Source organism: Novosphingobium sp. Chol11, assembly GCF_945870625.1.
In the GTDB taxonomy this organism is placed as follows: domain Bacteria; phylum Pseudomonadota; class Alphaproteobacteria; order Sphingomonadales; family Sphingomonadaceae; genus Novosphingobium.
In genome coordinates, this window is the sequence record NZ_CAMBTS010000051.1 from 1 (window position 1) to 19,235 (window position 19,235).

The following is a 19,235-nucleotide window of genomic DNA, read 5'->3' on the forward strand; positions in this document are numbered from 1 at the left end:
GGTGCGACAGCGATGCGCGGCTGCGGAGCAGCAGCCGCTGCATGCAGGCAGGCATAGAGCCGCCCTGCCGCTTCGGCGAGGTCGCCGCAGCACGATAGCGAGAGCTGCCCGCCGATCCCGGCAAAGCCGATCATGAATTCGTCGGGATCGGCGACCCATGCATTGAGCCGCAAGGGCTTGCCCGGCGCATAATGGCTCATGATCTGCCCTGGTGCCTCGATGCGGGCCCCCTGCGACGCGGCGTGCTCAGGATCTCTGCCAAGAAGCTGTGCAACATCGACCTCGCCAATTGGGCCGGGGCGCAAGAGCGCCCACCCGCCTTCCGGCCGCAGCGCGACGATGGTCGATTCGATACCGTCCGCACACGATCCGCCATCCAGAATAAGCGGCACTCGCGCACCGAGCGAGGTTGCCACATGCGCCGCGCTAGTCGGGCTGACGGCACCGCTCCGATTGGCCGACGGCGCGGCGAGCGGCAGTCTGCAAGCAAGCAGCAGGGATTGCATCACTGGGTGAGCGGGACATCGCAGCGCGATGGTCGGCAGGCCTGCGCTGACTGCCGCAGCGAGCGGAGCGTCGGCGCGGCGGGGCACGACCAGCGTCAGTGCCCCGGGCCAGAAAGCCTCCGCCAGGCTCAGCGCCCGCTCATCAAGCACGGCAAGTTGCATGGCCGCCGCGACATCAGACACATGGACAATCAGCGGATTGAAGTCAGGCCGCCCTTTCGCGCGGTAAATCGCAGCAACTGCTGCCTCGCAATCTGCGCGCGCGGCAAGCCCATAGACCGTCTCGGTCGGCACCGCGACGATTCCGTCGTCAAGAATAATGCGCGCCGCCGCCGCGATACCGGATGCATCTGCGGGCAGCACCACGGGGGGCTTTATTGCGGTCATCACTTGTCGCTATAGGCGAAGGAAGAGGCTGCCAAGGAAAACAAGAGATGGACTTCATTGCACCAACTGCGGACCAGATACTGGCGATGCGCGTTTCAGCCGGTATCGACGAGCTGGCCAGCCACGAGCGCTATAGCGCAGCCACGCCTGATCTCGTTGAAGCAATTGCCGAAGGCATCGGCGCCTTTGCTGCTGGTGAATGGGCACCGCTCAACCGGATCGGCGACAAGCAGGGCGCAAGGTGGGCTGGTGGCAGCGTCAGCGTGCCTGATGGCTATGCCGCAGCATACGACGCATTCGTTGAACAGGGTTGGGGTTCGATTGCCGGCCCGGCAGACTTTGGCGGTCAGGGCTTGCCCTTCACGCTGGCCACTTGTGTTCTTGAGACGCTGGGCGCGGCCAACATGGGCTTCACCTTGCTGCCGATCCTCACGGTCGGCGCGATTGAGGCACTGGATCATCACGGCAGCGAGGCGCAGAAGGCGCGGTTTCTCCCCAACCTGATTTCGGGCGCGTGGTCGGGCACGATGAACCTGACCGAGCCGCAGGCAGGCTCCGATGTCGGCGCGCTGCGGACGACGGCAACACCGATTACCGAGGGTCCGTACGCCGGACACTACCGGATCGCCGGTACCAAGATCTACATTACCTGGGGCGAACACGAGCTGGCACGGAACGTGGTTCACCTTGTGCTGGCGCGGACGCCGGGGGCACCAGCCGGTTCGCGCGGCATCTCGCTGTTTATCGTGCCGAAGTTCCGCGTCGAGGCCGATGGTTCGCTCGGGGCGCGCAACGACCTGCGCTGCGCTTCGATCGAGCACAAGCTGGGCATCAATGTTTCGCCGACTTGCGTGATGACCTACGGCGATGAGGACGATTGCATCGGCGAGCTGGTCGGGCACGAGAACGAAGGCCTGAAGGCCATGTTCACGATGATGAACTCGGCCCGCATCAATGTTGGCAGCCAAGGCGTGCAAGTGGCGGAGCGGGCCTTGCAGGCTGCGTGCAGCTATGCGCAGGGCCGGGTGCAATCCGCCCGCGCGAGCAGCAATGACCGCACCCCGGTGGCGATCATCGAGCACCCCGATGTGCGCCGAATGATCCTCAAAATGCGCGCGCTGACCGAAGGATCACGTGCGCTGCTCTATTACACCGCGGGACAAGTGGATCGCGGTCTGCTGGGCGACAAGGCAGCGCAAATGCGCGCGGAAGTGCTGGTGCCGATGCTCAAGGCCTGGGCCACCGACGCGGGCTGCGAAGTGGCAAGCCTGGGAATTCAGGTCCACGGCGGCATGGGATTTGTCGAAGAAACCGACGCAGCGCAGCATTACCGCGACGCGCGCATTGCGCCGATTTATGAAGGGACCAACGGCATTCAGGCCGCCGATCTGGTCACGCGCAAGTTGGGCTATGAAAGCGGCGGCGTGGTGCAGGCTTTGCTCGCGGATATCATTGCCGAGATGGACGATGTACCCGAAGTAGTAGCGCTGGCGCGCGACGCTGCCGCCGTGGCATCGTGGATGGCGAGCGGTGATGCAACGCTGGACGACAAACTGGCCGGCAGCGTGCCGTTCACGACGATGTGCGCAGTCGCAGTAGCAGGTTGGCAACTGGCGCGTCAGGCGCGCGCATCGGGTGCGCACGAAAAGCGCGCCGTCACCATGTTTTTCAACCGCACAATCGCGCCGGAAGCGCGCGGACTGGGCGCTGCGGCCATGGCGGGAGCCGCGCTGCTCTATGATCTGCCAACCGAAGCGCTGGTAGGGTGACGCACAGCGACTCCTTGCTGGAGCGGATTGCCGCTGCGCTTGAGCGCAGCCTGCCAGCTACAACGGGTGCGCCCGACTGGCTGTCGCACCCGGCTTATGTCTGGGAAAGTGGCAATGTGCGCGCTGTTGCGGCGCTAATGGCACCTGAACTGGGTCTTATGCAGGGCATTGATGCCCAGAAGCAGGCAGTGGTTGAGAACGTGGCGCGGCTGGCAAGCGGCGCTGCAGCGCACGACATGCTGCTCTGGGGCGCGCGCGGCATGGGCAAATCAGCCTTGCTGCGCGCCGCTGTACGAAACGTGCAACAACAACATCCGGCAAGCATCGCGCTGGTTCAGGCGACACCGGACGCAGGGCTTGCCGCATTGCTGCGCGAACTGCGCGAGATTGACCGCCAATTCCTAGTGTTTCTCGATGATCTTGGCTTTGACAGTGCGTCGAGCGACGAACCACGCCGCCTGCGGTCTTGGCTTGAAGGCGGGGTGGAGGCGCGGCCGGACAATGTCCGCCTCGCAGTAACCTCAAACCGCCGCGCCATCGTCGATCGGCATCTTTCAGAGCAGGATGATCCGATCAATCCGCGCGATGCCATCGACGATCGCCTTGCGCTGGCGGATCGGTTTGGCCTTTCGCTCGGTTTTCACAATTGTTCGCAGGACGATTATCTGGCGATCGTGGCGGGATATGCGGCGCATCATGGCCTCGCCTGGACCGAGACCGAAGCGCTGGGCTGGGCCAAGCGGCGCGGTGCAAGGTCGGGCCGGGTGGCATGGCAGTTCATCACCGAGTTGGCCGGACGGGCGGGCCAGCGACTGTAAGGACGCCTTATCGCGGCTTCGTGAGGTCCGAATCAGTAGAAGGGCGCACGATGAACTGGCGCGGCTCTTTTGGCTTTTGCGGAAGCGGGGTGGACGCGATCTCGACGATCGGCGCGGCTGGCTTCGCGCCCGGCGCGGTTACTCGCCAGATTATCCCGCCGACATCGTCACTGACAAGCAGCGCGCCGTCTTTTGCAAAGGCGACCCACGCGGGGCGACCATGCGCCTTGTTGTCCTTGGTCAGGAATCCGGTCAGCACGGGTTCGGGCGGACTTGCGAGCACGTTGCCGCGATCGTCAAAACGGACAAATACCACATCATAACCCGACAGCGGCTTGCGGTTCCACGACCCATGCCGCGCGATAAACGCGCCGCTGGCGAAGCGCTCTCCCATAAGGTTGCCACCGCGCGCGAAGGCGAGGCCTAGGGGGGCAACATGCGCGCCCAATCCATATTCCGGTTTGCGTACATACTCGAGCAGGAATTCGGGCGGGGGTTCATTCACCCGCCAATCGATGTTCTTCTTCCAATAGGCCCAGGGCCAGCCATATTGCGCGCCAAGCGGCACATTGGTGAGATAATCAGGCACCAGATCAGAACCGAGCATGTCGCGCTCGTTGACCGTGGTCCAAAGCTCGCCACTGCGCGGGTTCCAATCAAGCCCATTGGGATTGCGCAGACCGCCGGCAAATTCGCGCGCACTTTTCGTGGTGAAGTCATACTCGTGAACAGCAGCACGGCCCTTTTCGAGCGCGATCCCGTTTTCGGCAATGTTCGAAGACGAGCCGACCGTGACAAAAAGCTTGGTCCCGTCCGGGCTCAACAGAATATTGCGCACCCAATGATTGCCGCCGCCAGGAAGGTCCATCAGCTTTTCTGGAGCGCCGTTCAGCGTGGTTTGACCGGGCACGAATGGCCACGAAACCACTGCATTGTGATTGGCAACGTAAAGCCGCCCTTCGCGCAACGCGAGGCCAAACGGAGATGCCAGCGCAGGATTGGTCATAACGATGCGCTGCTCGGCCTTGCCGTCGCCATTGCCGTCTCGCAGAATCACAATCTTGTTGGGCGAGGGATCGCCCGCACCGGCGGCGCTCAGCAGATACCCCATGACCAGCCCGGTGATCCCGCCGGGGCCGCGCTGCGGCGGACCATTGGTCTCAGCTACCATCACATCGCCATTGGACAGGACATAGACATTGCGCGGATGATCAAGCTTGTCGGCAAAGCGGGTCACGGCAAAACCCTTGGCGGCGAGCGGCGCTTCGCCAACGGCCCAGCCCACCGGCTTGGCAATGCCCAGCGTCGGGTACATCTGCGGCGCGGGCTCGGCCAGCACGGGCTTGGGGCCGGATGTTTCGGCGAGGCTATGTTGCGCCGCATCTCCCTGCATGATCCAAACGAAAAGGATGCCGCCAGCCACGATGAACAGGCCAAGGCCAATGAGAGATTTGCGGAGTAAGGTCATGGGACGGCAGCTAAGCACCGCGCTGCTCTTGAGCAATGGGCTTGATGGCTGGGTTCGTCGGCTTTTCGGGCTGAGCAGCGCCCGCAACGCTACTTTTTCCCCGCGACGCGCGCTATGCAGGGCCATGTTCAGCATCGACATCGTCCACGGACAATCAAAACCCGCCGTTTACCGCGACCTTCTCGCTGCTGCCTTGGCGCTCACAGACGGCGAGTCCGACGCCGTCGCCAACATGGCAAACATCGCGGCGCTCATCCCCATGTTTGTCGGCGAGCTCAACTGGGCCGGATTCTATCGTGTGCAGAACAATGAACTGATCCTCGGTCCGTTCTGGGGCAAGCCGGCCTGCATCCGGATTGCGCTCGGCCAGGGTGTTTGCGGAACCGCCGCCGCTTTGAGCCAGACCCAGTTGGTGGAAGATGTGCATACTTTTGCGGGCCATATCGCTTGCGATAGCGCCAGTCGTTCGGAACTGGTGGTGCCGGTGCGCCTCGCGGGTCGGGTCATCGCGGTAATCGATCTCGACAGCCCGCTTCTGGCGCGCTTCGATGCCGAAGACGCAGCAGGGATCGAAGCGCTCTCCGCCGCGATCGCCGATCGCATCTGACGGGCCTGCCGCACGGGGCAGGCGACGACTGTCCCGATTCGGGTCAGGCGCAAATGCGCACGTAGTCGGCGGATAAACCCCATGGTAAAGTTTACGTTACCACGTTGGCCCGATCCCGGGTCGGCACCGGCAACCCAGAGGATTTCCATGGCCCACCCCCTTCACGGCCTGATCGCACCAGCTGTTCTGCTCGGCCCCCTGCTTCCCGGACTGGCGGAGGCCCAACCGGGCGCCCCCGCGACCACAACCGCGCCAGGGGTCTGGCAAGGGCACTGGGAAAACGGCGTGTGGCGAGGGCAATGGACGCCCGCCGCCCCGGCTTATGGCTATGTGCCTGCACCTCCGGGCGCCTATCCAGTGCAGACCGACCCCTCCGATGCTGCTTTGGCCGAGCGCTGCCGCAGGGACGGCCGCGCTGGCAGCAACATCGGCGGTGCTTTAATCGGCGGCGTTGTTGGCGGTGTGATCGGCAACCAAGTCGCTTCAGGCAACCGGGCGCTGGGCACAGTCGCCGGCGCAGCCGTGGGCGCGGTCGCAGGAACCGCCATCAGCAAGGCCGAAAACCGCGCGCGCGAAAGGGCGCGTGAGGAAGAATGCGCAGACTATTGGGCCAGATCGACGCCGACGATGGGATACCTTCCACCAGTTGGCGCCTATCAAACGGCACCTGTCTACCAATCGGCACCCGGAGTGGCCTATGCCCCGCCCGCTTACGGCTATGGCTATCAGTATGCGCCGATGGGCTACGTGATGGTTCCGGCCGGCGCCCCGCAGGTTGTGCCCCAGGCCGTCGCTCAGGCATCCGGGCCGTGCACCGAAACGCGCACCGTCACTTACGAATACGTCAATGTGCCGTTGCGCCGCCGCTATGCGCCGCCCCGTCGCCCTGTGGTTCACGACAAGCGCGTCAGGCTCCCCTCGGGAAGTTGAGCTGAAATCTTCCCTGCTTCAACCTGGCTCGATCGTGAAATCGTAATCGTAGCGGCTTCGCGGCGCCCCGGAGACGCCGCTGACCGTCACGTCATAGCGCCTGCCCGTCTGCAGCCCCGCCACGCGCCACGACAGGCAGTTAGCGGCGCCATAGGCGTCGTTGTCGCCCGCCAGGGCGCTGACAGCAAGGGGGTGCCCCCCATCGCTGACGGTGACATGTGCTCGTGAGAAGTCGACAGCAGCGTCATCGCCTGAGCCTGGCCTGCCCGTCACAACCGTAAACGAGAGGCGCGCGGCCGGGGAGAAATGGCTCCGGGGATAGGCACCCTGAGGCCAGGCGATGAATGCAGGCATTTTTGCCGGAAGCCGATCTCCGCCGGAAAAATCGAACACCTTCATGACTGCCGCATCGATACGACTGCCATCCCCCAAGGCTTGCGTCACGCGTCCCAGCGTGGTGCGGGCCAGATAGGGATCAAGGATCCAACGGCGATGTCCCAGTTCGTCGCCGCCGCCTTCGATCAGCCATTGCGCTAAGAGCCCGGCATCATCGGCGGGAGCCGCATTGCCGGATGCCGTGTTGAGGAGTAGATTTGAACTGCCGGCGCCGCGCGCGCCCAATGCCGTCCAACACCGCCAAGACGACGGCGGCGCATGGCTGAGCGCCGTATTGGCTGCCATGATCAGCGCAGCGGCCGCGGTTTCTTGATCCCAGGCCGCGTCATAGGCCACCGCCGCAAGGCCATGGCGGGCGCGTTCGGCGTTTAGGGCTTGGACAAAGCCGGCCCTGGCGTCGTTGCGCAGCGTACCCGACTCGCACCGCGCAACGTTCGGTTCAGAACTGTAGAGACTGGGCGACTCCTTCCGGCGATCAGGGCTGCCAGGCACGACAAGGACGGGGGCAATGCTGGGGTCAGGGCCCGGGTCAAGGTCTTGGTGAAGGTCCGGGCCAAAGTCGGCATCATCGCCTGGTGTATCGATCACCTCGATCTCTTCGATCGAGCTGGAGATCGTCTCCATGACTTGCCCGTGGGCCGGGCTCACCATGGCCAGCATCAGCGTGAGCGACACTGCCATCGTCCGGATTGCATGCCAAACAGAGGCCATGGGTCAGCGCGCTGCGGGCGGCGTCATTGCGGTAACGACTCCGACTTCCCGCAGCTGGCCGCTAGGCAGGCGGGTGTAGACCTTGCCTGAAAAATCAACTTGGTATTCGACATTCTGGGCGCGAAAGACCCAAGCGAAGCTGGCGGTGGTAGCGGCGGCTTTCTCGCCGATGGGATGGGTCTGGCCGTCGTACCCCACGATCCGGGCGCTTTCGTCGACGTAGTAATCCAGCTTGTCGCCATAGAGGATCATGCGCGAGACGAACTGGCTGCGATTGGCTCGCGCATGCACTGGTTGAGCGACGAAATTCAGCTGCGGCTGCGGGGTGATCCGGTGATCGTTCCGTGAAACACGAAGCTCGGTTGTTTCCTGCGCATGCGCATTCTGCCAGCCATAGGTAATGGCCTTCAGCCGGTCTGCACGGCCGGGATGGCTCCGTGTCGAAGCTTCGGGCAGAATGGCGGCGGCCGCGCTCGTGGCATCCACCAGACTTGCACCGAGACGGGCCAGCACGAAGCCCGAGAACTCGTCCGCCTCGACTTCGTCCTTCCATGGAGATGTCGCGGCACGAATCGTATGGCCTGCCAGATGGTGGCCGACCTCATGGGCAATCACGCTCATCGCCCCCCAATCGGGGCAGGCGGCATTGGCAACCCGCGCCATGAAGCGCGGATCGAACATGATGATTCGCTGTCCGTTATCGACTTGGGCGGAAGCGGGGGTGGTTGAGGTGGCGATCAGCACGAAGTTCATTTCGAGGCCGCTCACGCGCACGATGCGCTCCACCTGTGCGCGGGCCATAGCAATGTCGCTTGCCGAGCCTACCTGATCATCATCGGCATAGCGATACGGGAGAGCAGCGGCAGGGCCCTTGAGCGCCGTGTCGTTGAGCCGGTAGCTGTCATGGAGCATCGTGCCTGATGCAAAGGGTAGCGCGCGGCACATGCCGCGGTCGGCTGCGATAGCCGCGATGGGAAAAATCATCAGATTGGTTGATAGAAAAAATATGGCCGCCCGTCGCAAATTAGTTAAAGAATTCGCGTTTAATTGGTTAACATAAAGTAATTGTTTGCCACTTTGTGTCATATTTATTTCCATGTTCGGGAAACAATTCGCAGATAATTCCGAACTGGATACGTTGTTTTACGAATTAGGAAAATATTTTCTTCGAAACGGAACAAAGTTTTTGAAGCGGAGTTTACAGCGTGCCCCGTGCAGCGCTGTCCTCCCTACGCTCGGCTTGGGCTTACCTGACGGCTCCGGTCTGCAAGCAAGGCCAAACCAACAGAAAAAGGCCCCGCCGGTTTCCCGGAGAGGCCCTTTTGCAACAGCTTGGGTTCTAGGCGGCGCTACCTTAGAGCTTGCGGCCGATCAGTTCCTTCATGATCTCGCTGGTGCCGCCGAAGATGCGCGTGACGCGTGCGCCGCGCCAGGCGCGGGCAATCGCATACTCGTTCATATAGCCTGCTCCGCCGTGTAGCTGCAGGCACTTGTCCATGATTTCCCACTGCAGTTCAGTGTGCCAAAGCTTGGCCGCCGCACCTTCCTCGGCGGTCAGCTCGCGCTTAAGGTGCCGGGCAAGCGCCCAATCGAGATGCGCCCAGCCCACTTGCAGCTTGGACTTGAGATCGGCCAGCACGAAACGCGTATTCTGGAAATCAAGGATCGGCTTACCGAAAGCCTTGCGCTCGCGGGTGAACTCCACCGTATCGTCAAACGCGCGCTGCGCACCGGCCTGCGCCGAGACCGCGATCGAGAGCCGTTCTTGCGGCAGTTCACTCATCAGATAGATAAAGCCCTTGCCCTCTTCGCCGAGGCAATTGGTGATCGGCACGCGCACATCGTTGAAGAACAGTTCAGAGGTATCGGCCTCGTCCATCCCGATCTTGTCGAGGTTTCGGCCGCGCTGGAAGCCCTCACGGTCAGCCTCTACCAGCACGATCGAGACACCCTTCCACGCAGGCTGCACCTCCGTGTCGGTCTTGCAGCACACCAGAATGAGATCAGCATTCTGGCCGTTGGTGATGTATGTCTTGGAACCGTTGATGACATAATGGTTGCCATCCTTCTTGGCGCTGGTGCGCATGCTTTGCAGATCGGACCCAGTGCCGGGTTCAGTCATCGCAATCGCGGTGATCACTTCGCCTGAAACCATTTTCGGCAGCCATTTGCGCTTCTGCTCGTCCGAGCCGTAAGACACCAGATAGTTGACCACGATGTCGGACTGCAGCGAGAAGCCGGTTGTGACGCGGCCATAGTACGCGCTTTCCTCATCGACGATTGCGTTGTAGCCAAAATCAAGGCCGAGCCCGCCAAATTCCTCTGGAACAGTGGGACAGAGCATGCCCAGCTCGCCTGCTTTGGGCCAGATCGCCTTAGGCACGATCCCGGCCTCGGCCCATTCCGCGCCATGCGGAGCCACTTCGGTTTCCAGAAAGCGGCGGACTGTTTCCCGAAAGGCTTGATGGTCTTCGTTATAGGCGCTGCGGGGAATGAGATCGAGCGACATAGGCGCACCCTCCGGGTTGGTTTAGATTATCCCCACCACGATAAGCAATCCAAGGCGGCCCGGTCAACCCAAAATTAATCGATCGATTAACACCCTTTCGGGCCAGGCGGTCAGATCGCCCCACCAGTGAGGCGCTGGCAAATCAGATCGAGCTGATCAAGCGTGGTATACCGGATGGTCACCGTGCCCGTCCGGGGATCGGCATCAGTGTTGATGGTCACCTTGAGACCAAGAAACTCCTCAAGATGGGCCTGCACCGCCACGATATCGGCTGAGCCTGCCGGATCACGAACCGCGCGCGCGCGCCGGGGCGCTGTTTCAGGGCGCGTGGCCCGCTTGGCCAGCCGCTCGGTATCGCGGACCGAAAGACCTTTGGCGATCACTTCGCGTGCAATCGGCAATGGATCGGGCACAACGGTCAGGGCGCGGGCATGGCCCATTGAAAGCGCGCCATCCTGGACCATATCGAGGACGACGTCAGGCAGGCTGAGCAGACGCATCAGATTGGCGACATGGCTGCGCGACTTGTCGACGAACGTCGCGATGTCCTGCTGGGTCAGCCCATCTTGCTCGGACAGACGGTGATATGCACGCGCTTCTTCAATCGGGTTCAGATCCTCGCGTTGCAGATTCTCAATCAGCGCCAGCGCGGTGACCTCTCGATCATCGAGGTCTCGAACAATGACTGGAATTTCATGCAGACGCGCGCGCTGCGCGGCCCGCCAGCGTCGCTCGCCCGCGACGAGCTGATAGCGGCCCGGGCCCAGTGGCCGCACGACGACAGGCTGAATCATTCCCCGCGCGGCGATCGACCGCGCCAGCTCTTCCAGCGCCTCCTCGTCGAAGTGGCGTCGCGGCTGATCAGGATGAGGCTCGATCTCGGCCACGGGCAATATGGCCATGCCGGTGATACGCGGGACCACCATCACCTCGTCAGACGCGCGCGCCGAGATGCGCGACACAGCCTCTTCGCGCCGTGTCTCGCCCAGCAATGCTCCGAGGCCGCGGCCAAGCGCCGCCCGCTTGGCCGGAGGCACCAACTTAACCGTCGCCTCCTCGCCGCTCATGCGGCTTTCCTCTGCGCGGGCAATCGGCCGATCAACTCACGCGCAAGTTTGATATACGCCTGTGAGCCCGAGCAAGCATGATCATAGATTAACGCGGGCAACCCATGGCTGGGCGCTTCAGACAAGCGCACGTTGCGCGGGATCACGGCTTCGAACACGAGGTCATTAAGGCATGAGCGGACATCCTCGGCGACTTGATCGGTCAGCCGATTGCGGCGGTCATACATGGTCAGAACGATGCCAAGGATCCCAAGATCCGGATTGAAGCGTTCTTGCACGCGCTCGACCGTTTGCAGAAGCTGGCTCAATCCTTCGAGCGCAAAAAATTCGCATTGCAAGGGAACAAGCAAGGTATCTGCAGCCGTAAGCGCGTTCAGCGTGAGCAGGCCAAGCGAGGGCGGGCAATCAATCAGACAAATCTCGTGCCCACCATCTTTCGCCAATGCAGTGCGCAGCTTGCCAGTGCGGTCTTCCATGCTGACCAGTTCGACTTCCGCCCCGGACAGATCGACCGTTGCCGGGATGATATCGAGCCCGGGTATCCGCGTAGGAATGGCGCAGGTCGCGACACTCGCCTGTTCGATCACTAGGTCATAAGATGAGTATTTGCGATCGGCCGCGTTTACGCCAATTCCGGTTGAAGCATTGCCCTGCGGATCGAGATCAATCAGCAGGACCTTCCAACCCGTGGCCGCGAGGGCGGTGGCGATGTTGATCGCGGTGGTTGTTTTGCCCACCCCGCCCTTCTGGTTCGCGATGGCGATGGTAATCATCGGTTGCGACCTCGGTGAAAACGGCGCGAAATTGCAGGTGCGCTTGCACCTTCGAGCAGTCGCCCGATGATGATACCGGCTGCGGGATTGGTCAGCGATTGTTCCACGTGAAACATATGGTCCCATTGCGGGGGCAGTGTCGCTAACTCATGCGCTGCTTTCGCACCTTTCGGCAACAGCCAAAGTGTTTCACGTGTGGAAAAACGCGCTGATAGCGCCAGCAGTTCTTCGAGAGGCGCGAACGCGCGCGCGGAGATCACCTCCCACTTGGCATCCGGCAAATCCTCGACGCGGGCGGTAACGACTTCGACCCGGTCTAGCCCGAGCTGCGAGCAAGCCTGCGTCAGCCAGGAAGTCCGCAGGCGCCGCGAATCGACAAGGGTCACCCGCCTTTCAGGCTGCAACGCGGCGACCACCAAGCCTGGAAACCCCGCGCCGGTACCAAGATCGAGCCAGGCACCTGGCGGCAATGTTTCACGTGAAACATGCAAAAGCTGGGCGCTGTCGGCGATGTGCCGCTGCCAGATATGCGGCAACGTGCTTTTGGCGACAAGATTCTGCTGACTGCTCGCCTCAAGGAGCAATTCGGCCAAGCGCGCAAGCCGCATCAGGCCTGCATCATCAACGCCAAGCGTCTGGCGGAGCCAATGCTTTGCCTCAGATTCCCCGCAAATCATGACGCCATCTGTCGGCGGCGCGCGTGGACCAAGAGGCTGGCCAGCGCCGCAGGCGTTATCCCGGCAATCCGCCCCGCCGTTGCCAATGTATCTGGCTCGGCGTGCGCCAACCGCTCGACCATCTCGCGCGAGAGACCGGGTACTTGTTCAAATGGAAACCCTGCGCCAAGTGGAACCATATCGCTGGCGCGCAGATCGCGCAGCGCCGCCTGCTGCCTCGCCAGATATGGCGCGTAAACAGCATCCTCCTCAATCTCTTCCAAAAGACCGGGGTCTGCATCGACCATGCCGATCAGCGGCGCGAGGCGCGCGAACGTTACTTCCGGAAAGCGCAGCCATTCTGCCAACGGGCGTCGCACCCCGTCTGCCTTCACCGCAATGCTGACTTCGGCCAGATCGGCTCCGGTTGCCTCAACCTCAAGCGCTTCCTCGAGCTTCGCGCGGGCTTCCTGCCGGACTTCAAACCACTGGCGCCGGTCCTGACCCACACAGCCCGCTGAAATCGCGAGGCCAGTTAGCCGCGTGCTCGCGTTGTTTGCTCGCAGTTGCAGCCGGTATTCCGCGCGCCCAGTGAGCATCCGATAGGGTTCCGTGACGCCATGAAGCGTAAGATCATCGACCATGACTGCCATGTAGCTCATGGCGCGATCAAGCGGCACCACGGCCCGATCAAGCACAGAACCGGCGGCATGCATGCCCGCGATCAGCCCTTGTGCCGCCGCCTCCTCGTAGCCCGTGGTGCCATTGATCTGGCCCGCGCAGTAAAGCCCCGGGATCGCCTTCACTTCTAGGCTACGCCGCAACGCGCGCGGATCAATGTGATCATACTCGACAGCATAGCCCGGCTCTATAATGTCAACTGCCTCCAAGCCCTCGATCGAGCGCATCATCGCCCACTGAACATCGACCGGCAATGACGTCGAGACGCCATTAGGATAGATCGTGTGATCATCGAGCCCTTCAGGTTCGAGAAATATCTGATGACCGTCGCGGTCGCCGAACCGGTGAATCTTGTCCTCAATTGACGGGCAGTAACGCGGACCCTGCGCGCCGATCGCGCCGCTGAACAGCGGCGAGCGATCAAGCCCGCCGCGTATCACATCGTGGGTCCGGTGGTTGGTCCGCGCCACCGCACAAAATACTTGCGGCCGGTAACGGCGACGTGTCAGCGGCGACATGGTCCAGAGGTCCGGATCGCTGGCCTGCTCCACCAACCGCGCCCAATCAATTGTACGGCCGTCGAGCCGCGGCGGAGTACCGGTCTTTAGCCGCGCGAGCGGCAATGCGGCACTCCGCAGCTGCGCCGCCAGCCGGTGCGCCGAGTTCTCGCCGATCCGGCCGCCTTCCATGCGCTCCTCGCCCCGAAACAACCGTCCGCCGAGAAACGTGCCCGTACACAGAACTACAGCTCGCCCGCCGAGCTCTGTGCCGTCAGCAAGGTCCACGCCGGCAACCTCGCCGCACGTAATCCGCAAGCCGGCAACTTCGCCGCCAATCACGGTCAGGCCAGCTTGCAGCTTAACCATGCGCTGCACGGCTGCTTGAAAAAGGCGACGATCGGCTTGGATGCGCGGACCTTGAACCGCGCTACCCTTGGACCGGTTAAGCATGCGGTAATGGATCGCGGCGCAATCCGCCGCGCGGGCCAGGATGCCGTCGAACGCGTCAACCTCGCGGACCAAATGGCCCTTGCCGAGCCCGCCAATCGCCGGGTTGCACGACATGGCACCGATCCTCGTCGGATCGAAGCTGACGAGCGCCACGAGAGCGCCCATCCGGGCCGCAACAGCGGCGGCTTCGACGCCAGCGTGTCCGCCACCGACCACGATGATATCAAACATATCCATGGCAGGCGCACTACGCCAGTGCGCGATTCTCGTCAAAGCACGACTTGTTTCACGTGAAACATCGTCATTTGCCGATGCAGAACCGGCCGAACAGCGTATCGAGCATGTCTTCTGTGCCGGTCTGCCCCATGAGCCGATCGAGCCCGCTGCGGGCAGACCGCAGGCACTCAGCCACAAGTACCGGATCGAAGAGACTCGTTGCGGCCTCAAGAGCACTTCGCACCGATGCAAGATGCTCATGCTGCCGCGCATTCAGCGCGACTTCGCCAGGGACCGGCATTGCCCCCCTCGCATGAGCAACCAGCGCTGCGCGCAAACCCGCAACACCCTCGCCGGTCAAAGCTGAAAGCAGGAAATGCGCGCCTACCTTACCAACGCGATCTGGCCGGTCACACTGTGCGGTTACTTCCCAAACAGGAACTCCCACCGGCCCCTCTCCTTTTCCGCCCAGCCACAGCACGACGTCAGCCCCCGCAGCCTCGGTCCGGGCCCGGGCGATGCCGACCGCTTCAACCTCGCCCGCACTGTCCTCACGCAGGCCGGCAGTATCAACGAAACAAAATGGAATGCCATCTAGCGCAACGGAGCGCACAAGGACATCCCGCGTTGTGCCGGGACTAGCTGCGGTAATCGCCGCCTCACTCCCGACCAGGACATTGAATAGCGTTGATTTCCCAGCATTAGGTGGACCTGCCAGAACAACCCTCAGTCCCTCCCGCAGGACTTCAGCGCGTGGCCGCACCAGCCATTCGCTGATCTCACCGGCTAACGCACCACACTTGACCACGCACTCCGATGTACGACCGTCATCCACGTCATCTTCATCAGAGAAGTCGAGCGCAGCCTCTACTTGCGCTGAGAGCCGGAGTAAGCGTTCACGCCACGCATCGATCAATCGTGAAAAACTGCCGCCCGCCATCGCCAACGCAGCACGCCGCTGCAATTCGGTCTCCGCTTCAAGGAGATCGGCCAGCCCTTCTGCTTCGGCAAGGTCGATGCGTCCATTCAAGAAGGCCCGCCGGGTAAACTCGCCAGCTTCTGCCGCGCGCAAGCCAGGTAGTCCCGCAAGCACGTCCTCGACCGCCGCCACCACTGCCCGGCTCCCGTGCAAATGGAGTTCAGCGCAATCTTCACCCGTCGCAGTCGCAGGACCTGGAAACCAAACCACCAACGCCCGGTCAAGCACCAGCCCAGACGCAGGGTCCTTCAGCCATGCATAAGACGCGCGCCGAGGCGCGGGCAGTCGGCCAGCTAGCTGGCGCAAGGCCGGACCTGCCAACGGACCACTCACGCGCACCAAGGCAATCGCCGCTGGCGGACGGCCGGAGCTCAATGCAAAGATCGTATCAACATCCATCAACGCAGCCATCAGCACCCAAACAAGCCGCCCTCAAGCATCGACTGCTAGTTCTTCTCGCTTCCTGACTTGAAACCGGCCGATGCTGCGCTCACGCCCTGTTCAACGAACTGTTGAAAAAGCTTCACGCCCAATTCGCCGAGCGGGGCCAGTTGCTTGGCATAGCCTTGCAGCTGTTCGACATTGCCCGCGCCTTGCATAGCCTTGGCAATGGCTTCGATATAGGCGTCGTTTGCCTTGGCGACATCAGGAAGCCCCAGAAAACGCCGCGCTTCCTCGGGCGTGCAATCGACCTCGACATTGACCTTCATAGCGATTCCTTCGTCTGCTGACGCAGCCTGAACTGCTTCCACGAACTTGTCATGCGGGCTTGGCAAAGTCCATGGTGCGGGCCAAACTGTGCACGAGCCGCCGTTCCCAACGGCGAGAACCAGGCAAACGAGGATTGTAACGATGGGCGAGATGACTTCAATTTCCGCTTGGGAGAGCGACGAGGAGTTTCCAGTTTATCAGGCCACTCCCGAGAACGAAACGACTGCGGCAATTATCGTGATGCCCGAAATCTTCGGAGTGAACGCAGGTATCCGCAAGAAATGCGATGACTGGGCGGCACTGGGCTACCTTGCGCTGGCTCCCGATGTCTTCTGGCGGTTTGCGCCGGGAGTCGAACTTGATCCCGAAGTGCCTGAGCAAATGCAGGAAGCGTTCGGTTACTTCCAGCAGTTTGATGCAAATCTTGGTGTTCACGATATCGAAGCCGCAATTCGCTGGATCCGCGCAGAGCGGGGCATCCCCAAGGTGGGCCTGGTCGGGTTCTGCCTTGGTGGTCGCATGGCCTATATGGCGGCGGCGCGAACGGATATCGACGCATCCGTTGGCTACTATGGCGTGATGATCGACCAGATGCTCGCCGAAGCGCATGCCATCGCCAATCCGCTAATGCTCCATATTCCGACTGCCGATCATTTCGTCGGCCCCGAGGCGCAAGCCGCCATTCATGCCGGTCTTGGCCAACATACAAAGGTCGTTTTGCATGACTATCCCGGTCTCGACCACGGATTTGCCGCAGAAATGGGCGGCCGGCGTGATGACGTCGGTGCCCGGTTAGCCGACGAGCGAACCCGCCTGTTTTTTGCAGAGCATTTGGCGTGAGCGCTATGCATCCAGGTCACCAGCGCTGGCATACATACATGGATCGCGGCGGCGATTCTGCCTTGCTGTCAGACCTGCTAGCCGAGGATGCGGTATTCCATTCGCCCGTTGTGCATACACCGCAAGCCGGCAAAACGACAGTCATGGCCTACTTGGGTGCCGCCAGCCAAACACTGGGTAACGGTAGCTTTCGTTATACGCGGGAACTAGTTGATGGAGACCATGCCTGCCTTGAGTTCGTTACCGAAATGGACGGTGTCATGGTCAATGGGATCGATCTCATCACCTGGAACTCGGATGGAAAAATCATCGATTTCAAGGTGATGGTCCGACCGCTCAAGGCCATGAACAAGGTGTGGGAAGCAATGGCCGCCCAGCTTCAGTCTACAAAAGCATAATCCACCAAGCTTCGTCCGCTGCCCATAAAGAGCGGCGGACGAACACGATCAGCTAGTTCACTGGTTCATCGTCGCGAAAAAATCCTCGTTGGACTTTGATTCCTTCATCTTGTCGAGCAAGAACTCCATCGCGTCAACGGTACCCATCTGCATAAGAATACGGCGCAGAACCCACATTTTTGAAAGCTGGTCCTTGGGAACCAACAACTCTTCTTTGCGCGTGCCTGATTTGCCAACATCGAGCGCGGGAAAAATGCGCTTGTCCGCAATCTTGCGGTCGAGCACGATTTCTGAGTTACCGGTGCCCTTGAATTCTTCGAAGATCACTTCGTCCATACGGCTGCCTGTATCGATCAGTGCAGTCGCAATGATTGACAGCGAGCCACCCTCCTCGATGTTGCGTGCAGCACCAAAAAAGCGCTTGGGCCGCTGCAGTGCATTCGCGTCCACACCGCCTGTCAACACCTTGCCCGATGACGGCACGACGGTGTTGTAAGCGCGGCCAAGCCGGGTAATAGAATCGAGCAGGATAACCACGTCACGCTTGTGTTCAACCAGCCGCTTGGCCTTTTCGATCACCATCTCGGCAACCTGAACGTGCCGACTGGCGGGCTCGTCGAATGTCGAGGAAATCACCTCACCTTTCACCGAACGCTGCATGTCGGTCACTTCTTCCGGCCGTTCATCCACGAGCAACACCAGCAGAAAAACTTCCGGATGGTTATCAGTGATGGCCTTAGCCATGTTCTGCAGAAGAACCGTCTTGCCAGTGCGCGGGGGAGCGACAATCAATGCGCGCTGACCCTTCCCTTGCGGACTAACTAGGTCGATCACCCGCGCCGACTTGTCCTTGACAGTCGGATCGAGCGTATCGAGGCGAAGCCGCTCATTGGGATAGAGCGGGGTCAAATTATCGAAATTGACGCGATGGCGCACAGCCTCGGGATCGTCGAAGTTGACCTTGATTAACCTGGTTATCGCAAAGTAGCGCTCACCATCCTTCGGCGCGCGAATTTCACCTTCAACGGTATCGCCAGTGCGCAACCCCCACTTTCGAACCTGATTAGGCGACACGTAGATATCATCAGGCCCGGCAAGGTAGTTCGCTTCAGGGCTGCGCAAAAAACCGAATCCGTCGAGCATGACCTCGATCGTGCCAATGCCAAGGATCTCCTCGCCATCTTCCGCCACTTCCTTAAGGATTGCAAACATCAAATCCTGACGGCGAAGGGTCGATGCGCCTTCCACGTCAAGCTCCTCCGCCATTTCGACGAGCTCAGCGGGTTTCTTTCTCTTGAGTTCTTTCAGATGCATTGTCGTTTTGGTTTCCAAATTCAGGAAAGAAAAATCAGTGAAAAGGTCACAGGGCTTGGGGAAAGCAGACCTTCGGTGGTGCGCAGTGAATGGCACCAGACGCAAATCGTATCGTCAAGCAAACCGCATAAGCCTCTGCGCCGAACCCGTCAATCAAGGACAATCAAGGAACCGCCAACACCCTGATGAAGACCCATCATCGTTAAAAACGGCCAACGATCAAAATGGCTTCACGATCACCAGAATAACGATCAGAACGGTCGCTATCCCGGGCACCTCGTTGAGTAGCCGAAGATTGCGGCCACTTAAAGTCCGCTGCCCGGCCGCGAGCCTTTGCGCATAGCCAGCAAGCCAAACGTGGTAGGCGGTTAGCGCCATGACAAGGCCGATTTTAGCCGTAAGCCAGCCTGATCCAACCCATTCGCCGCTGACAGCCAATGCCAGTCCAAGCACCCAAACCACTACCAGCGCAGGCCACATGATGATTTTCAGGAGCTTAGCTTCACGATCCATCCACACTGCGTTCTCAGGAGAGCCCTGAGCAGCTTC

General features: G+C 61.3%; 19 protein-coding genes. 6 read left to right on the forward strand and 13 right to left on the reverse strand.

Going from position 1 to position 19,235, the window contains the following annotated elements; genetic code table 11:
• Positions 1-893, reverse strand: an 893-nt coding sequence (locus Q0O40_RS09590; protein ID WP_295529065.1) for an L-threonylcarbamoyladenylate synthase, incomplete at its 3' end; no start/stop codon positions are given.
• 47 nt (positions 894-940) lie between these two features.
• Between Q0O40_RS09590 and Q0O40_RS09595 the strand changes: the two genes are divergently transcribed.
• Together Q0O40_RS09595 and Q0O40_RS09600 are read left to right on the forward strand one after the other, a co-directional pair.
• The gene (locus Q0O40_RS09595; RefSeq protein ID WP_295529067.1) at positions 941-2,662 is read left to right on the forward strand and encodes an acyl-CoA dehydrogenase family protein; all 1,722 of its coding nucleotides are present in this window, start codon (positions 941-943) and stop codon (positions 2,660-2,662) included.
• Positions 2,659-3,480 (forward strand): DUF815 domain-containing protein, encoded by an 822-nt coding sequence (locus tag Q0O40_RS09600; protein ID WP_295529069.1) that lies wholly within the window; start codon positions 2,659-2,661, stop codon positions 3,478-3,480. The genes Q0O40_RS09595 and Q0O40_RS09600 overlap by 4 nt, the downstream gene beginning before the upstream one ends.
• A 7-nt stretch (positions 3,481-3,487) precedes the next feature.
• Here Q0O40_RS09600 and Q0O40_RS09605 read toward each other — a convergent pair whose 3' ends face one another.
• Positions 3,488-4,948 carry a sorbosone dehydrogenase family protein gene (locus tag Q0O40_RS09605; RefSeq protein WP_295529071.1) on the reverse strand — a complete coding sequence of 487 codons (1,461 nt, stop codon included), beginning with the start codon at positions 4,946-4,948 and terminating at the stop codon, positions 3,488-3,490.
• Between the two features lie 124 nt (positions 4,949-5,072).
• On the opposite strand from Q0O40_RS09605, the gene Q0O40_RS09610 reads away from it, so the two are divergent.
• Positions 5,073-5,555 carry a GAF domain-containing protein gene (locus Q0O40_RS09610; RefSeq protein ID WP_295529073.1) on the forward strand — a complete coding sequence of 161 codons (483 nt, stop codon included), beginning with the start codon at positions 5,073-5,075 and terminating at the stop codon, positions 5,553-5,555.
• Positions 5,556-5,702: 147 nt separating this feature from the next.
• Complete coding sequence (locus Q0O40_RS09615; protein ID WP_295529075.1) at positions 5,703-6,485, forward strand: glycine zipper 2TM domain-containing protein; 783 nt, start codon at positions 5,703-5,705, stop codon at positions 6,483-6,485.
• A gap of 18 nt (positions 6,486-6,503) precedes the next feature.
• Here the strand turns inward: Q0O40_RS09615 and Q0O40_RS09620 are convergent, their stop codons facing one another.
• From Q0O40_RS09620 to Q0O40_RS09660, 9 genes are all read right to left on the reverse strand, one after another.
• Entirely contained in the window at positions 6,504-7,562 is a 1,059-nt protein-coding gene (locus Q0O40_RS09620) for a CAP domain-containing protein (RefSeq protein WP_295529077.1), read from the reverse strand.
• A gap of 33 nt (positions 7,563-7,595) precedes the next feature.
• Positions 7,596-8,576, reverse strand: coding sequence for a hypothetical protein (locus tag Q0O40_RS09625; RefSeq protein WP_295529080.1), 981 nt, complete (start codon positions 8,574-8,576; stop codon positions 7,596-7,598).
• Between the two features lie 370 nt (positions 8,577-8,946).
• Positions 8,947-10,101 (reverse strand): acyl-CoA dehydrogenase family protein, encoded by a 1,155-nt coding sequence (locus tag Q0O40_RS09630; RefSeq protein WP_295529082.1) that lies wholly within the window; start codon positions 10,099-10,101, stop codon positions 8,947-8,949.
• A gap of 110 nt (positions 10,102-10,211) precedes the next feature.
• Entirely contained in the window at positions 10,212-11,168 is a 957-nt protein-coding gene (locus Q0O40_RS09635) for a ParB/RepB/Spo0J family partition protein (protein ID WP_295529084.1), read from the reverse strand.
• A complete protein-coding gene (locus Q0O40_RS09640; RefSeq protein ID WP_295529085.1) occupies positions 11,165-11,941 on the reverse strand; it encodes an AAA family ATPase in 777 nt (258 codons plus the stop codon). The genes Q0O40_RS09635 and Q0O40_RS09640 overlap by 4 nt, the downstream gene beginning before the upstream one ends.
• Complete coding sequence (gene rsmG / locus Q0O40_RS09645; RefSeq protein WP_367183737.1) at positions 11,938-12,534, reverse strand: 16S rRNA (guanine(527)-N(7))-methyltransferase RsmG; 597 nt, start codon at positions 12,532-12,534, stop codon at positions 11,938-11,940. The genes Q0O40_RS09640 and rsmG overlap by 4 nt, the downstream gene beginning before the upstream one ends.
• A gap of 80 nt (positions 12,535-12,614) precedes the next feature.
• Positions 12,615-14,465, reverse strand: coding sequence for a tRNA uridine-5-carboxymethylaminomethyl(34) synthesis enzyme MnmG (gene mnmG / locus Q0O40_RS09650; protein WP_295529089.1), 1,851 nt, complete (start codon positions 14,463-14,465; stop codon positions 12,615-12,617).
• Positions 14,466-14,529: 64 nt separating this feature from the next.
• Positions 14,530-15,822 carry a tRNA uridine-5-carboxymethylaminomethyl(34) synthesis GTPase MnmE gene (mnmE, locus tag Q0O40_RS09655; protein WP_295529091.1) on the reverse strand — a complete coding sequence of 431 codons (1,293 nt, stop codon included), beginning with the start codon at positions 15,820-15,822 and terminating at the stop codon, positions 14,530-14,532.
• 47 nt (positions 15,823-15,869) lie between these two features.
• Positions 15,870-16,133: a DUF6489 family protein gene (locus Q0O40_RS09660; RefSeq protein WP_295529092.1), complete on the reverse strand. Its 264-nt coding sequence runs from the start codon at positions 16,131-16,133 to the stop codon at positions 15,870-15,872.
• Positions 16,134-16,275: 142 nt separating this feature from the next.
• Between Q0O40_RS09660 and Q0O40_RS09665 the strand changes: the two genes are divergently transcribed.
• Positions 16,276-16,974, forward strand: coding sequence for a dienelactone hydrolase family protein (locus Q0O40_RS09665; RefSeq protein WP_295529094.1), 699 nt, complete (start codon positions 16,276-16,278; stop codon positions 16,972-16,974).
• Between the two features lie 5 nt (positions 16,975-16,979).
• Positions 16,980-17,372, forward strand: a complete 393-nt coding sequence (locus tag Q0O40_RS09670; RefSeq protein ID WP_295529097.1) for a nuclear transport factor 2 family protein — start codon at positions 16,980-16,982, stop codon at positions 17,370-17,372.
• Positions 17,373-17,429: 57 nt separating this feature from the next.
• Here Q0O40_RS09670 and rho read toward each other — a convergent pair whose 3' ends face one another.
• Positions 17,430-18,686 carry a transcription termination factor Rho gene (gene rho, locus Q0O40_RS09675; RefSeq protein WP_295529099.1) on the reverse strand — a complete coding sequence of 419 codons (1,257 nt, stop codon included), beginning with the start codon at positions 18,684-18,686 and terminating at the stop codon, positions 17,430-17,432.
• Between the two features lie 219 nt (positions 18,687-18,905).
• On the reverse strand, positions 18,906-19,235 hold a 330-nt coding region (locus Q0O40_RS09680), incomplete at its 5' end, for a CopD family protein (protein WP_295529096.1).